We start from the raw sequence: 14,808 nt of genomic DNA, 5'->3' as shown, positions 1-14,808 counted from the left end.
AGAAATTATGAAAGCATAGTGAAAGTGGAATGACCAAGTAAAAACTTAGAAACACAAACTAATGCCAAAGATATTTTGATTAATCAACTGCAAATATATTAACTTATTGAATAACAAACAAGTATCTGTTGATGTTTTTGTAAAAAAGTGAGGTTATAGGGGTGTTCTATAAATTAGTTTTTGTGTTTTATCAGTCTTGATGATTGTTGGTTCTTTTGGACATCTTTCGACTTAACTTATTGATACATAGCCCACTATGCACCTGCGAACTTAAATCAAAACGTACACCAAAATAACTCAAAAATCATTCAAGCCTAATTTATAGAACACCCCTTAAAATGTCTTGCAGTGTGACAGGTATTTTTTAGTTTAGTCCCCGTTCGGTTAACCAGTTTTCGGCAGCCTGACGCGAGAGGTTGCCTGCATCTACAATGACGTGTGCTTCACCGCCGCTGCGCTTCATCACATATTTCAGCCCTGTCCGCTTCAGTTCGCCACGTATGCGTTCGCCGATGCTGAGTGTGCCGCTATATACTTCTATTACGCTATAACTGCCTGATACTTCTACAATGAAATAGCCCGACTTCCCGGCGTAACTCACCGTGCCGTCCACACATGCACCCGTCTCCTTGTAATTGGTACGCCCTTTTGCAGCGGAAGCGGATTGCGTGCTGCCATCAGCAGAACTCTTGCCCGCAGAGGGCACTCTTGCCACCGTCGTGGCTGTTGTGGCTGAGGAAGACGTTGTAGGAACGAGTATGGTTTCTTCTGTTACTATGGGCGTCACTATACTTGTGTCGCGCTTCACACTGTTGCGCTCAAAGTCAGCCTTTCCTGCCGTATATCCCTCGCTGTAACCCTTTTGGTAGCCGCGGCAGTATTCTGCCGCCATTTTCGGACCGAAAGCATTATAGTCGTCGTAACTCTGACGCTCGTCGTAGTGCAGTTCGCCATCGCGGAAACCATCGTCGTAGCCCGTCTTGTACCCTTTCTCGTAAATGAGCACGCGACCGGCAGTGTCCTCATCGAGTGCAATGAGTGAGTCCTCCTCCACATAGCCTGACACCGAAGCATGGCTCGCACTCGTGTCGGCACTGCTGTCGTAACCCATATCCGGTGCCTTGTCCTTCTTGCAACCTGAAAGAGAAATGCAAGAAAGAGCACAGGAGATAGGAAAATAAAAAAGAATGGTCCTGATTTTCATACAGAAAAAGAAGTCTGGAGGAGTACGATTATTTGCCTTCTTCGTGGTTTTTTTCCTTGTTTTTTGACTGCTCTTGTATTCTTCTTGCGTCCTTGACGAATTCTATTTTGCGCAGTTGTTTGCAGATGTTTTGTACGTCCCTCGTGTCGTGCACACTGATGTCGATTTCTCCCTGAAAGAAACCGGCGTTGGCATCGAGCGTGATGCGGTGGATGGTGTAGCCGGGCATGTCGTGCAGGAGTTTTGCTATGGCAAAGAGTATACCCTCCCTGTCTGCGCCTGCGATGTAGATGCTTGTCCTGAAGAGCCTGTTTGGTATTTGCTCCCACTTTATGGCAATGATGTTGTTGCCATAACGCGCCTTATACCTTGTGGCAATATCACAACTGCGCTGGTGGATTTCAAGTGTGTTTTCGGGGGTTATGTAGCCCAATGCATCGTCGCCTGGTATAGGTGAGCAGCATGTTGCTATGTGACATCTATCGATTATCTCGCTGTTGATGGTCAGTATTTTCTTGCGGTCAATTCCTTTTACGAAGTCTTCCTCCTTCTGACGCTGGTAGGTGTCGTTGTCATCAACAGTGTTTCTCAGGAATGGTACAAAGCGTCGCCAGCCCTTATATCGTTTCTTTCCCCTGACATAACTTACGGCTTCGTCGTTGAGTTTTATCTTGCCGTCGCCTATTTGCTGCAAGAACAGTTCGTTGGTGTTACAGCAATAGTAGGCTCTCATTCTGTCAATGACTTTTTGCACCTTCTGCAACCCCTTCTCTTCGAGGAAGGCGTCGAGAATTTCCTCTCCTTTTCGCTCTTTTTCCCTGTTTTCGCGTCGCAGAATGCCTTGTATCTTACCTCGTGCCTTTGCTGTGGTTACGTAATTAAGCCATTCTGGTTGTACATGCTGTGTAGAGGAGGTCATTACCTCTATCTGGTCGCCGCTTCGCAGTTTGTAACTAAGTGGTACGAGTACATGGTTCACCTTGGCCCCGATGCAGTGTGTGCCGAGCATGGAGTGTATGGCGAATGCGAAATCGAGTGCTGTGGAGTTCAGCGGCATCGATTTGAGTTCTCCTTTTGGTGTGAACACCATGATTTCACGGGCAAAGAGGTTGAGTTTGATATTGTCGAGGAAATCGAGAGAGTCGGGCTGTGGATCGTCGAGTATTTCCTTGATGGAATTTAGCCATCGCTCGAACTCGTCTCCTCCTGAGGAGTATTCGTTCTTGTATTTCCAGTGCGCCGCCAATCCTTGCTCTGCCATTTCATCCATTCTGTCGGAGCGGATTTGCACTTCTATCCATTGCCCCTGTTTGCTCATGAAAGTGCTGTGCAGTGCCCTATAACCGTTGGCCTTTGGATTTTCGAGCCAGTCGCGGGTGCGTGATGGGTGGAGTCTGTATTCTTTTTTGAGCGCCCCATAGATTTCCAGGGCTTCCTGATTTTCTTTTTCTCTGTCTTTTGGCCGGTAAATGATGCGTATGGCGAGGATGTCGTAGATTTCTTCGAACGGTACTCCTTTTTCCTGCATTTTTCGCCAGATGGAGTAGGGTGTTTTTACCCTGCCTTTGATTTCGTACGTAAACTTCATCTCGTCGAGCGCTTTGCGTATGGGCGGTGTGAAGTCTTCAAACACCTTGTCGCGTAGGGGCTGTGTGAGAGCGAGTTTTTCGCAGATGCTATTGTATTCGTCGGGGTGCTCGTATTTGAAACTCAGGTTCTCGAGTTCCGTCTTGATTTTGTTGAGCCCCAGGCGGTCGGCTATGGGTGCATAGATGAAGAGTGTCTCGCCGGCTATCTTGTACTGCTTGCTGGGTCGCATGCTGTCGAGCGTACGCATGTTGTGCACACGGTCGGCAATTTTGACGAGGATAACTCTGACATCGTTGCTCATGGTAAGGAGCAATTTCTTAAAGGTTTCAGCCTGTGATGATGCTTTTTCTCCGAAGATGCCTCCTGATATTTTTGTAACACCCTCCACGATGTTTGCCACTTTTGGTCCAAAGAGGGTGGCGATGTCTTCTTTGGAATATTCAGTGTCCTCTACGACATCGTGGAGCAGGGCGGCACAGATTGAGGTGCTGCCTAAGCCGATTTCTTCGCAGACTATCTGCGCCACTGCGATGGGGTGGAGGATGTATGGCTCTCCCGACAGACGCGCCACCCCTTTATGTGCATTTTTTGCGAAGTTGAAGGCGCGCGTGATGATGTTTACCTTGCGCCTGTGACTGGACGCGAGATAGGTGTCGAGCAACTTTTGGAAAGCCGCTTGTATCATCTCTTCTTCCCGCCGTTCCTTATCTTCTGCAGAAAGATGATCTTTAGTGGTGTCTGCCATGGGATTAGTACTTTATTTCCTACGAGTATTGAAGCCCGTAAGACTTGTTATTATTTGCTTGAGCCCGACTTGCCTGACGATTTGCCTACGTTCGTTCCGCCCTTCTTTACGGCAGGTTTCGCGGCAGCGGGTTTTGCCGGTGTGGCTGGTTTGTTTGTTGTCGCAGCGGGCTTGGCTGCAACGGGCTTGGTTGCTGCGGGCTTTGTCGCTGTTGCTGCAGGTTTGGTCGTCTGGCTGTTAGTGGTAGCCGGTTTTGTTGTGCCTGTCTGTTTTGTGTTTGCAGCCTTGCTTGTCGCTTGCTTGCCAGTTGAGGCTTCGGGTTTGGTTGCAGTCTTCGTCGTAGCCTTGCTGTTGGCGGTAGTCTTGTTTGGCGTCTTGTTGTTTACGTGTGGTTTCGATGTCGTTTTGGTCTCGGTTTTAGTGGTAGTCTTTGTGGGTTGCTTGAAAGTACTCTGCTTGTTGGTTGCAATATTCTTGTTGTTGGGTGTGCCAGCCTTGTTCGTGGTGGTCTGTCTCGGCGTGTATGTGTTTTGGCGGGTGGTAGGCTTAGTTGTGGTGGTTTCGGCTTTCTTGGGTGCTTCTACCTTCTTTGTTGCCTCCGGTTTCTTTGCCGTTGATTGTCTTGGAGTCTCTGTCTTCGTTGTGGTGTTGTGCTTGTTGGTGTTTGTCCATCTTGAAGATCTTGTCTCTTGCTTAGGTGTCGTTGAAGTGGCATGTTTGGTTGTGCTCACATTTCTTGGTTGTTCGGCAGCCTTAGGTGCAGCAGAATGTGTGTTGGCTTTTGGTGTCGTAGCAGGTTTTTCTTCTTTCTTTATTGCCGTTGTTGCACTGCTTGTACGGTCTCTTCTTATGCGTGCACCGGTTTCTGTCGTGGTCGTTCTGGTGTTGCTGGCTTGTGAGGACGAAGTGGGTGCAACATTACGTGAGGTGTTGTTGGAAGTGCTTTGGCGATTGCTGTATCGAGAATTGTTTGAATAGTTCGTGCGGTTGCTGCTGTTGCTTTCGTAGCGACTGCTGCTGGTATAACCTCTGTTCGGGTCTGCTTTCGCATTGGTGTTTCTGCGAGTAGTGTTGGTTTCAACAGGCTTTATTGAAGCGTCGTCGGTGAGTGTGGTTCTGCTGTTGTTCTCTTCGTCTCTCTCGCTGACAGTAACATTTTCTCCACCATCGCGTATACTTCTGTTTATGGTGCGCACACCAGCATCTGAAACATCCGAAGCCTGTCGTGACAGGTCTTGGCGCGGATTACTTGCGGGTGCTGAAGTTCGTGCTTCTGTGCGCTCTTCGTTGTCCTGCCGATGGTTGCGGAATGTGCTGCGTGTGCGGCGTCCTGTGTTTTCGATGGGCTGCTCTGTGCGGGTTTGACTGGCGCTTGCAGTGATGTTTCGGTTGTCTTCAGACTCGTTATAGTTGCCTCTTCCTCCACCTACTTCCACAGTGGCTCTGCGCTGGAGGAGTTCGCTGGCGCGGTGTTTGTAGATGTCTGAGCCGTAAGATGCAAATTCCGGTGCCAGGCTCTCGGGGAGCACGAGCACGCAGTTGCCTGAGTAGCCGGGAATGATGTCTGTCTTATACTGCGGATTGAGTGCCTTAAGTTCCGACAATCCGATACCAAGCAGTTCCGACACTTGTCGCATGCTCAGATCTCTTACCACGTGTACTGTATCCACTTTGGGCGGAGATTTGGCTTCGAGCGGGCAAATGCCGTGTTCGCAATAGAAGTTCATCACGTATGTTGCAGCAATGAACGCCGGTACGTATCCGCGTGTTTCTTTTGGCAGGTAGTTGTATATTGCCCAAAAGTCGCGTTTGCCTCCTGCCCGGCTCATGGCTTTATTTACGTTGCCTGGTCCGCAGTTGTATGCAGCCAACACGAGTGCCCAGTCGTTATATTTTCTGTAGAGGTCCATGAGCAGTCGTGCAGCCGCCACAGACGACTTTACGATGTCGCGGCGCTCGTCCACACGGCTGTCGATGCGCAGTTTATACTGTTTGCCTGTCGATGCCATGAATTGCCACAGACCTGCTGCACCTACGGGGCTTGTGGCCTCCGGTTTGAGAGCAGATTCTATCACCGGCAGGTACTTGAGTTCGAGAGGAGCACCCGCCTTGTCGAGTTCGCGCTCAAAGATGGGTGTGTAGAAATTCATTGCTCCCAGGAGACGGCGTACTTGTGTGCGCGAACGTTTGGTGTAGCGGTCTATGTATGAGCGTACGATTTTGTTGTAGGGCAGTTCCACTTCCATCGGGAGGCTACGCAGACGTTCGATATACACTTCATCGTCGAACTCAGGGTCGGTGTCTAACTGTTGGCAGTTGGGGTCTTCCTGCAAGTATTCGCTCTCAAGAAACTCCGTGGCCTCGTTTGCAGGCTCATCGGTGTTCTTCATGACAGCGTCCATCTCTTCAGACGAAGGGACTTCCAGTTCATAATCGCGAACTTCCTGTGCTGTGGCAGTAAGTGTGACAAGTGATAATACAAGCAGAAGATTTCTCAATTTGTTCATTTTTATATTTTAATTTTTGAGATGGCATTTCGTGATTTGAAGTTTTCTATGCCACTCTTTGTTTGTTTTCTTTTTCTTTTTCCTTAAAAATTCAAATTGCAGCCGATGCCATAGGAGCATACGGTTCTGCTGTTCTTTTCGCTCTGAATCACTGCAGGGCGCAGGCTCAGGCTGAGGTCTGGCGATATGTCGAACACGGAGAGTTGTGCATCGACGTAAGCATCAATCACCGACAGTGCATACACCCCGATAAAGGCGAAGGCACTGAGGTCGCGGTAGCGGCGATATCTGTTCTTTCTGTTCTTGAAGAAGGTTTTGAACCATTCTTCGCGCCCGCTGATATTGTAGCGCGGTGGCAGGATGTCCATGTAACTCTTCGTCTCCGGATTGTCGTCCATGATGTCGAGGTATGCCTGCGAGTAGTCGCGGTACATCTTCTGATTCCACACCAACGCGTATGTACAACCCACGAAACCACCATAGAATATGGGCAGTTTCCAGTATTTACGGTTGTATATCTGTCCTGCTCCAGGCAGAACGAGAGCCAACCACAGTGCTCTTTGCGGGTTGGGTCTGAACTGTTGGCGCTGTATCGCCTTCAGTTGTTTTTTCGAGAGGAACACTGTGTCGGGTTGTTTGGCTGCTTTCAGTGAATCTTCTAAACGTCTGTGTTTGTTTACGCGCGCCCAGAACGTGCTGTCGTCCACTATGGTGAGTTCCTCCAATGTGTCGCTTCCCTCTCGTCTCTCTGGCACTACAATCGTGTCTTCCGGCTCTGCTGTGTCTTCGTTTGCCTGTGCAAAGATGCTGTTTGGGATGCACGTGAGGACGAACATCAGGAGCAGAACAATTCTTCGATCAAGAGATGACATGGCAGTGCGGACAAACATTTTGCAGTTATTCCTTCATTTTGTCAAACAGTCCGATGATGCTCACCAATTCCTCCTCGGAGTTGAAGGGGATGGTGATGCGCCCTCTGCCGGCTGTGCTGCAAGTCATCTGCACCTTTGTCTTGAAAAATTGCGACAACCGCATTTTCAGCGCGTTGTATTCGTCGGGCAGTGATGCGCTCGGCTTTTTCAGGCGCGTCTTTCCGCTTTTGACCACTTCGCCTGCGTTGAGCAGTTTTACCATCTCCTCCACCTGACGTACGCTGTAGCCCTGCTTCTTGATTTCCTTGAGCAGTTCGTTCTGCAGTGTCGGATCCTTCAGTGCCAGCAATGCTCGTGCATGACCTTGGTCTATGCTGTGGTCCTGAAGTGCCAACTGTACGGGTGCCGGCAGTTTGAGCAGACGAATGAAGTTGGCTATGGCAGTCCGGCTTTTGCCTACTTTGTCGCTCAACTGGTCTTGTGTGAGGTTATATTGGTCAATGAGTTTCTGGTAGGCGAGGGCTATTTCTATGGGATTGAGGTCCTGGCGCTGTATGTTTTCCACCAGAGCCATCTCCATCATGTTCTCGTCGTCTGCCGTGCGGATGTAGGCAGGTATCTTGGTTAGTCCTACCTGTTGCGATGCACGCCATCTGCGTTCACCGGAGATAATCTGATAATAGCCATCCTCCATCTGGCGGAGCGTGATGGGCTGTATGATGCCGAACTCCTGAATGGACTTTCCCAATTCGAATAGCGCCGTCTTGTCGAATTCGTGGCGTGGCTGGTTGGGGTTAGCCTTGATTTTTTCTATCGCCACCTCGTGGATGGACGATGAACCCGCTGTGATGATTTCGTCCTCTGTGTCGATGAGGGCGCTCAGCCCGCGACCCAATGCGGGATATTTCTTTTTTACTGCCATTTGTCGTCTTTTGTTTTGTTTGGCTTCGTGGAAAATGGTGTGCTTTAACTGTTTTTGTCAATCACTTCCTTCGCGAGAGCCAGATGGTCCTTGGCGCCCCTGCTGTCGGCATTGTACAGAATGGCGGGCAGTCCATGACTCGGCGCTTCGCTCAATTTTACATTGCGCTGTATGACGGTTTTGAATACCAATTCCTGGAAGTGGTGCTTCACTTCGTCGTAAATCTGCTTGGCAAGTCGCAGGCGGCTGTCGTACATCGTCAGGAGGAAACCTTCAATTTCTAAGTTGGGATTCAGTTTGCGTTTGATGATGCGGATGGTGCTGAGCAACTTGCCTATACCTTCAAGGGCGAAGTATTCGCATTGCACGGGGATAATCACAGAGTCGGCTGCAGAGAGCGCATTTACTGTAATAAGTCCCAACGAAGGCGAGCAGTCTATAAGGATGAAGTCGTATTCGTCCTTCAAGGGTGTCAGCAGGTTCCTGATGATGAATTCCCTATTGTCGAAGTTGAGCATCTCTATTTCTGCACCCACCAGATCGATGTGGGAGGGAATGATGTCGAGAAGGTCGATGTCGGTGGTGTAGATGGCTTCGCGTATGTCGGCTTGGTCAATCAGGCATTCGTAGATGGAGCAGTCTATTTTACTCAAATCTACACCTAACCCTGAACTGGCATTGGCCTGCGGGTCAGCATCGATTACCAGCACGCGCTTCTCGAGAGTAGCCAGCGAGGCTGCCAAGTTGATGGCGGTGGTTGTTTTGCCGACACCGCCTTTCTGGTTGGTAAGCGCAATGATTTTACCCATAATTCCTTTGTTTAGCATTGTTATCATACCCTATGTCTTAGTCGATGCGGAATCTGTAGACTCGGGAGGGTACAATGAGTTTGCAAAGGTACGAAATTCTGTAATAATATATGGTTTTAAATCTTAAAACTCCTTAAAATATGTTGTAAATGTAGCCTTTGTGTTTTTTCGCGGTTATAAAATTTTACGAATTGCGCTTGAACTCATTTTGAAATCAAACGGCAAGTCTCTGTCGTTAATTCATATATTTTTCATAATTTTGCAGTTGAACTCCTTGAAGTTATTCCATGAAGCGAAACAGACCTTTTTTTCTGATTTCTAACGATGATGGCTACACAGCCAAGGGCATCAACGAACTCATTGACACGCTCCGCCCATTGGCGGACCTTCTCGTGGTGGCACCGGAACGTTCGCGGTCGGGTATGGGTTGTGCCATTACTGCCGATGTGCCCATAACATGTGAACTCGTCAGAAAAGAGCGCGGATTGAAGGTTTATGTTTGTTCCGGCACTCCTGCCGACTGCATAAAACTGGCTCATGCGCATCTGCTCAAGGGGCGTCGCCCCGACCTTGTGCTGGCTGGCATCAACCATGGCGACAATTCGTCGGTCAATGCGCATTATAGTGGGACTATGGGGGCTGTTTATGAAGGTGCGCTCCATGGCTATCCTTCCATGGCATTCTCGTTATGCGACTTCAATCCAGATGCTGATTTTACACCATTGCGTCCATACATCATCGACCTTGTTTTCAAGGCAATAACTGTTGGTTTGCCGCATTTTTCCTGCCTGAATGTGAACTTTCCTAAATGTGAAAAGTTTAAGGGTACGAAGGTATGCAGAATGGCATATACGCAGTGGGACAATGAATTCACTAAGGCTAAACGGCCGCAAGGAGGGACTGTCTATTGGCTCACAGGAGACAGGCGTGACATCGGTGAGCCGCAGGAGGATACCGACAGTTGGGCACTCGCTCATGGATATGTGGCAATAACGCCCGTAACGCTTGACGTTACATCGTACGGATTGCTTGAAATCCTAAACAATGTGCTCTGACGAGACTCTTTTGTTTACCTAACATTATTCGCTTAATCATCGTGAAGTATTTTATCATAGCCGGAGAAGCCAGTGGCGACCTGCATGCTGCCAACCTCATGCAAGCCATTAAAGCCGGTGATCCTGAGGCTCAGTTCCACTTCTACGGCGGCGACCTTATGGCTAAAGAGGGTGGGAGCGAGAATCTCCTCATGCACTACAGGCAATTGGCATATATGGGTATCTTGCCCGTTGTGCTCCATCTGCCCCAAATATTGCGAGGTATGCGCCAGTGCAAGCAGCAAATTCAGCAGTGGCAGCCTGACTGTGTCATACTCGTGGACTATCCGGGATTCAACCTCGACATAGCCAAATATGTTCATAAACATGCCATTTGTCCCGTGTACTATTATATCTCACCAAAAATATGGGCATGGAAGGAGTATCGCATCAAGAACATCCGTCGCGACGTGGACCGCGTGCTGAGCATACTTCCCTTCGAGGTGGATTATTTCAGGCAGCGGCATGGCTACGACATCAGTTATGTAGGCAACCCTACGGTGGATGAGGTAGATGCTTTCAAGAAATCCTACAACGAATCAGCAGCAGACTTTTTTCAGCGTCACGGACTTGACGAAAAGAAGCATCTTGTAGCACTGCTTGCCGGTAGCAGAAAACAGGAAATAAAGAACAACTTACGGCGCATGTGTCAAGCCATGGCGCCATTTATGGATCAGGGTTTTCAGATTGCACTTGCAGCAGCGCCGGGAGTGGAAGAGGAGTTTTATAACGACATCATCAGAAAATTTCCCGCGGGAACACCAGTTCCATTGATGGTGAAGAACGAAACTTATTCATTGTTGTCTCACGCAAAGACTGCACTGGTTACCAGTGGAACAGCCACTCTCGAGACAGCCCTCTTCGGTGTGCCGCAAATCGTGTGCTATCGCATGGCATTCAGTTGGCTTATCCCTTTGCTGCGAAAGATACTGTTGAAGACAGAATACGTCAGCCTCGTCAATCTCGTCTGTCAGCGAGAAGTTGTAACTGAACTCATCGCTACCGATATGACTGTGGAGAACGTTACGCAGCAACTGAAGAAACTCCTTCCGGAGGATGGTGAGACGCGCAAGAAAATGTTAGAGGACTATGAAGACCTCAACCGTCGGCTGGGCTTGCCCGGAGCACCGGAAAAGGCGGCTCATGAACTCCGGCGATTACTGTCTTTGTAATATTATAGGGGTATTCTATAAATCAGAACTTTTCGAGCCAAAAGAAAAAAAAACGGCTACTCAATGTTTCACAACGTCAAGTAGCCTCACAGAACTTATATAGAGATTTAATTATAGATATCTTATAATTTTGGTGCAAAGATAATGCAAATTTTGTAATAACGCAATATTTTTTGCAAAAAAAATACTTTTTTTCTATTTTTTTATTCGTTTAGGCAGATTTTTTCCTCTTTTAGCAGGATTTTGTGCTGTTTATAGAGTGTCCCGAGTGCTTTTTTGAATGTTTTTTTGCTCACGCTGAAGCGTTGTGCTATTTCTTCAGGTGTGCTCTTGTCGGAGAAAGGCAATTCTCCTCCTGCATTCCGGAGTTCTTCGAGGAGCACCTCTGCAAAGTCCTCGAAACGCCCTTTCCCGATGCGTTGCAGGGATATGTCGAGTTTTCCGTCGGGTCGTACTTTGACTACGCTGCCGGTCAGTCGGTCGCCGGTATGCGGCACGTCATAAATCTGGTTATCATAGATAAGGCCTGTGTATGCGTTGTCCACGATGACCTTGAAGCCTAATGGTGTTTTCTGCCATACGAGTACCTCTATGTCCTGCCCTCGGTGGTGGGTGGAAGGAGTTGCAGGTGTGAGATATCGTTCCACCTTAGCGGATCCCACTATGCGGTGGGTCTCTTCATCGATGTGCACGTGTACGATGTATGATCTCCCTTGCTCCATTTCCCGTTTTTGTTCTCTGAAGGGCACGAAGAGATCCTTCATGAGTCCCCAGTTGAGGAAAGCACCGTAGGCATTGACCCATGCCACTTCAAGACAGGCAAAGTCGCCTACTCTTGCCAATGGTGTTTCCATAGTGGCTACAAGGCGTTCTTCCTGATCGAGATAAACAAAGACGTCCACTTCGTCATTTGGTCGCATTTCCTGTCGTACATATTTTTTCGGCATCAGTATTTCGCCCACGTTGCCGCCGTCGAGGTAAGCGCCGTGATCAGTAAATCGAATAATTCTCAGATGGTTATAGTCGCCGAGTCGTATCATATCCTTTATGGTGTTATCGCGATGTTGTTTTTGGGGGATTTACACCACTTTCCCGTCCACGATATGTATCGTCCTGTCGGTGGTCTTTGCAAGGTTTTCGTCGTGTGTTACGATGACGAAAGTCTGCCCCATGGCTTCGCGCAGTTGGAAGAAGAGTTTGTGGAGTTCTTCTTTGTTGTGCGAGTCGAGGCTACCGCTGGGTTCATCGGCAAGGATAACGTCTGGGTGGTTTATGAGTGCTCTTGCCACAGCCACGCGCTGTGCTTCGCCGCCCGACAATTCTGATGGCTTGTGGTCGGCACGGTCGCTGAGCCCCATGAATTCGAGCAGTTTCAAGGCTTCTTCCTTGAGTTCCTTGTTTTTCCTTTTGGCTATCATGCCTGGTATCATCACGTTCTCCAGGGCTGTAAACTCCGGTAGCAGTTGATGGAACTGGAAGATAAATCCCAGGTGTTTGTTTCGAAATTTCGATATTTCGCGGCGTGAAAGTCGCAGTACGTCTGTGCCTTGTATTTCCACACAGCCTTCATCTGGTTTGTAGAGTGTGCCTATGATTTGCAGGAGGGTGGTTTTTCCTGCACCGCTGGGTCCTACGATGCTTACTATTTCGTGCTCGGCAATGTCGAGGTCTATGCCTTTGAGCACTTCCAGATTGCCGAAACTCTTGTGTATGTTTTGAAGATGAATCATAAGATGCGTTATAATAAAAAGGGAAGGTTATGGTCTTTCCTATGTTTGCTTTATTATCTTACGTTGATGGGCACACCGCTTCGTATGGTAGAAGTGGTCGTGTCGCCAGCGAATTGGTCGGGGAAGATGATGATGAGGTTGCGCGTAGAGAAATAGCGTTCCACTTGGTCGGGTATGCGCTCCATGTACTTGTGGTAGGATAGGGAGGCGAAGCGTGCCATTACCACGATGAAGAGGTGGTCGGGTCGTGTGCGATGGACGATAGGGCTTAAGTCGTTCCATGTGTTGTAGTCGTGAGTTTCGAGTACAATGCGCAGTTTGTGTTTGGCGCAATAGTCTTCCATTGCTTTTATTGTGGGCGGTGTGGCATAGGCTTCAACTGTGCAACTGAGTTGTTCCGCGAGTCCTGCCACTCGGTTGAGCCAGTGTTGGAATCCGCGTTCAAATTCTGCGCGTTTCGGGACAAGTAAATGTATTCTCCTCATCGTGTTGAGCGGCACAATGGGTCGGAATACCACTACTTGTTGCTGCACTGACGCAAGTATGTCTGATGTAAATTTTCCGAAGAAACTGTCAGAGAGCCTTGTCTTCTGGTGTAGTCCGATGAGTAGTTCACTTGATCCGATTTCCATCATCGTATGGTAGATTCCTGTTGTGATGTTTACCGCCCATCGGTTATATGTATTGATACCCACATTTGCTGCAGCCGCTATTTTCTTCGCTTGTTCTAATTGCTTTGCGGTTTGGGTTCTTCTTGCGCTGTCGTTTTCGAGCACCACAGCCACGGCACTGATTTGGGTTCCGTCGCGTTTAGAGCGCAACATAAGTGCGGCATTCATGAGCGGTTGCACTGTTTCGGGGTTCGATAGTGCCACGAGAATTTGGTCTTTGTCGCCCACTTCTTCGATGGTGTCTTTCTCGTTCAGTGCGATGTCTCTTGCGGTATGTTCTGTGGCAAATGAACTGATGATACAAGTGAAGAGGATGAGTAGCATTGTGGCGTTGAGCACGGTGTCGTCCACCACCTTGAGTTCGTAACCCGCGAGCACGACGGCGAGCGTTGCCGCAGCCCTGCTCGATGTGAGTCCGAACATGAGTTTTCTGTCGTTCCTGGACAGGTGGAAGGCTTTTTGAGTGGCGAATGCCGCGAGCCATTTTCCCATAGTTGCCACTATAATCATTATTGCCGCTAACGGCAAAGTTTGGCGGTAGTCCATGAATGTCTGGATATTGATCATCATGCCCACACCGATAAGAAAATAGGGTATAAAGATGCTGTTCCCGATGAATTCGATATGGCTCATCAATGGCGAAGAAGGTGGTATAAGTCTGTTGAGCGCAATACCCACAAGAAAGGCGCCGAGTATGCCTTCGATGCCTGCTATTTCCATCAATCCTGCCCCGAGGAAAACCATAGAAAGCACGAAGATGTACTGCACAACCACTTCATCGTATCTCCTAAACACCCATTGTCCCACTCTTGGGAAGATGAAGAGTATGGTTGCACCCACTACCATGACTTTCAATGCCAGGTAGAGCATGTGTAGGTTGGATGCGTCTTCGTCGAGCATTCCTGTAACACCGGCGAGTACAAGAAGTGTCAGCACGTCTGCCACTATGGTGCCGCCCGTGGCTATGCTCACACTCTTTCTTCGCGCTATGCCATAGCGCATCACGATGGGGTAGGAAATCAATGTGTGCGAAGCATACATGGCTGCCATGAGTACGGCTGCCATGATGCCGTAGCCCATGATATAGTAGTTGGCTGTGAATCCCAGCAAAACGGGGAACAGGAATGATAGCAAGCCCAGGGTAAGGTATTGTTTCTGTATGGACTTTACGTCCTGCATGTTCATCTCAAGCGATGCGAGGAACATGATGTAGTACACACCCACCTTTCCGAAGAGTTTGAAACTGTCATCGCGCTCCAGGATATTGAATCCATACTTACCTATCAGTACGCCTGCAATAATCATACCCACAATGGACGGTATCCGCAGCCGATGCATCAGCATTGGGGCGAAGAGAATGACGCTCAAAACTATAAAGAACGTCCACGTGGGGTCTTGTATGGGCAAAAACGATGACAATTTACTTATGTATGCGTTTTATTGGTTAAGTTATCACCTCTGTTTGTCATTATGGAGCAAATAAGGCGTTTCA

Annotated in this window: 11 protein-coding genes; 2 read left to right on the top strand and 9 right to left on the bottom strand. The window is 48.6% G+C overall.

The window, feature by feature from the left end:
- Positions 1-364 precede the first annotated feature (364 nt).
- The 6 genes from C7Y71_RS05260 to C7Y71_RS05235 form a co-directional block, all read right to left on the bottom strand.
- A complete protein-coding gene (locus tag C7Y71_RS05260; protein WP_111897339.1) occupies positions 365-1,204 on the bottom strand; it encodes a hypothetical protein in 840 nt (279 codons plus the stop codon).
- A gap of 28 nt (positions 1,205-1,232) precedes the next feature.
- Positions 1,233-3,539 (bottom strand): RelA/SpoT family protein, encoded by a 2,307-nt coding sequence (locus C7Y71_RS05255; RefSeq protein ID WP_111897338.1) that lies wholly within the window; start codon positions 3,537-3,539, stop codon positions 1,233-1,235.
- A 50-nt stretch (positions 3,540-3,589) separates the two neighbouring features.
- The gene (locus tag C7Y71_RS05250; protein ID WP_111897337.1) at positions 3,590-6,046 is read right to left on the bottom strand and encodes a lytic transglycosylase domain-containing protein; all 2,457 of its coding nucleotides are present in this window, start codon (positions 6,044-6,046) and stop codon (positions 3,590-3,592) included.
- An 83-nt stretch (positions 6,047-6,129) separates the two neighbouring features.
- Positions 6,130-6,918, bottom strand: a complete 789-nt coding sequence (locus C7Y71_RS05245; protein ID WP_394366621.1) for a DUF5683 domain-containing protein — start codon at positions 6,916-6,918, stop codon at positions 6,130-6,132.
- A gap of 25 nt (positions 6,919-6,943) precedes the next feature.
- The gene (locus C7Y71_RS05240; RefSeq protein WP_111897336.1) at positions 6,944-7,840 is read right to left on the bottom strand and encodes a ParB/RepB/Spo0J family partition protein; all 897 of its coding nucleotides are present in this window, start codon (positions 7,838-7,840) and stop codon (positions 6,944-6,946) included.
- Between the two features lie 44 nt (positions 7,841-7,884).
- Entirely contained in the window at positions 7,885-8,649 is a 765-nt protein-coding gene (locus tag C7Y71_RS05235) for a ParA family protein (protein ID WP_111897442.1), read from the bottom strand.
- Positions 8,650-8,936: 287 nt separating this feature from the next.
- Between C7Y71_RS05235 and surE the strand changes: the two genes are divergently transcribed.
- Together surE and lpxB are read left to right on the top strand one after the other, a co-directional pair.
- Entirely contained in the window at positions 8,937-9,704 is a 768-nt protein-coding gene (surE, locus tag C7Y71_RS05230; RefSeq protein ID WP_111897335.1) for a 5'/3'-nucleotidase SurE, read from the top strand.
- A 41-nt stretch (positions 9,705-9,745) separates the two neighbouring features.
- Positions 9,746-10,915, top strand: a complete 1,170-nt coding sequence (gene lpxB, locus C7Y71_RS05225) for a lipid-A-disaccharide synthase (RefSeq protein ID WP_111897334.1) — start codon at positions 9,746-9,748, stop codon at positions 10,913-10,915.
- A 203-nt stretch (positions 10,916-11,118) separates the two neighbouring features.
- Here lpxB and C7Y71_RS05220 read toward each other — a convergent pair whose 3' ends face one another.
- From C7Y71_RS05220 to C7Y71_RS05210, 3 genes are read right to left on the bottom strand one after another with little or no spacing between them, the layout of a single operon-like run.
- The gene (locus C7Y71_RS05220) at positions 11,119-11,955 is read right to left on the bottom strand and encodes a CvfB family protein (RefSeq protein WP_111897333.1); all 837 of its coding nucleotides are present in this window, start codon (positions 11,953-11,955) and stop codon (positions 11,119-11,121) included.
- A 39-nt stretch (positions 11,956-11,994) separates the two neighbouring features.
- The gene (locus C7Y71_RS05215) at positions 11,995-12,645 is read right to left on the bottom strand and encodes an ABC transporter ATP-binding protein (protein WP_111897332.1); all 651 of its coding nucleotides are present in this window, start codon (positions 12,643-12,645) and stop codon (positions 11,995-11,997) included.
- A gap of 53 nt (positions 12,646-12,698) precedes the next feature.
- The gene (locus C7Y71_RS05210; RefSeq protein WP_226943574.1) at positions 12,699-14,723 is read right to left on the bottom strand and encodes a cation:proton antiporter; all 2,025 of its coding nucleotides are present in this window, start codon (positions 14,721-14,723) and stop codon (positions 12,699-12,701) included.
- Between the last annotated feature and the right edge of the window lie 85 nt (positions 14,724-14,808).

Origin of the sequence: Pseudoprevotella muciniphila, from assembly GCF_003265305.2 — a bacterium.
Classification (GTDB): domain Bacteria; phylum Bacteroidota; class Bacteroidia; order Bacteroidales; family Bacteroidaceae; genus Alloprevotella; species Alloprevotella muciniphila.
Note: the sequence above shows the minus strand (reverse complement) of the source record. Positions and strands in the feature narration are given on the sequence as shown.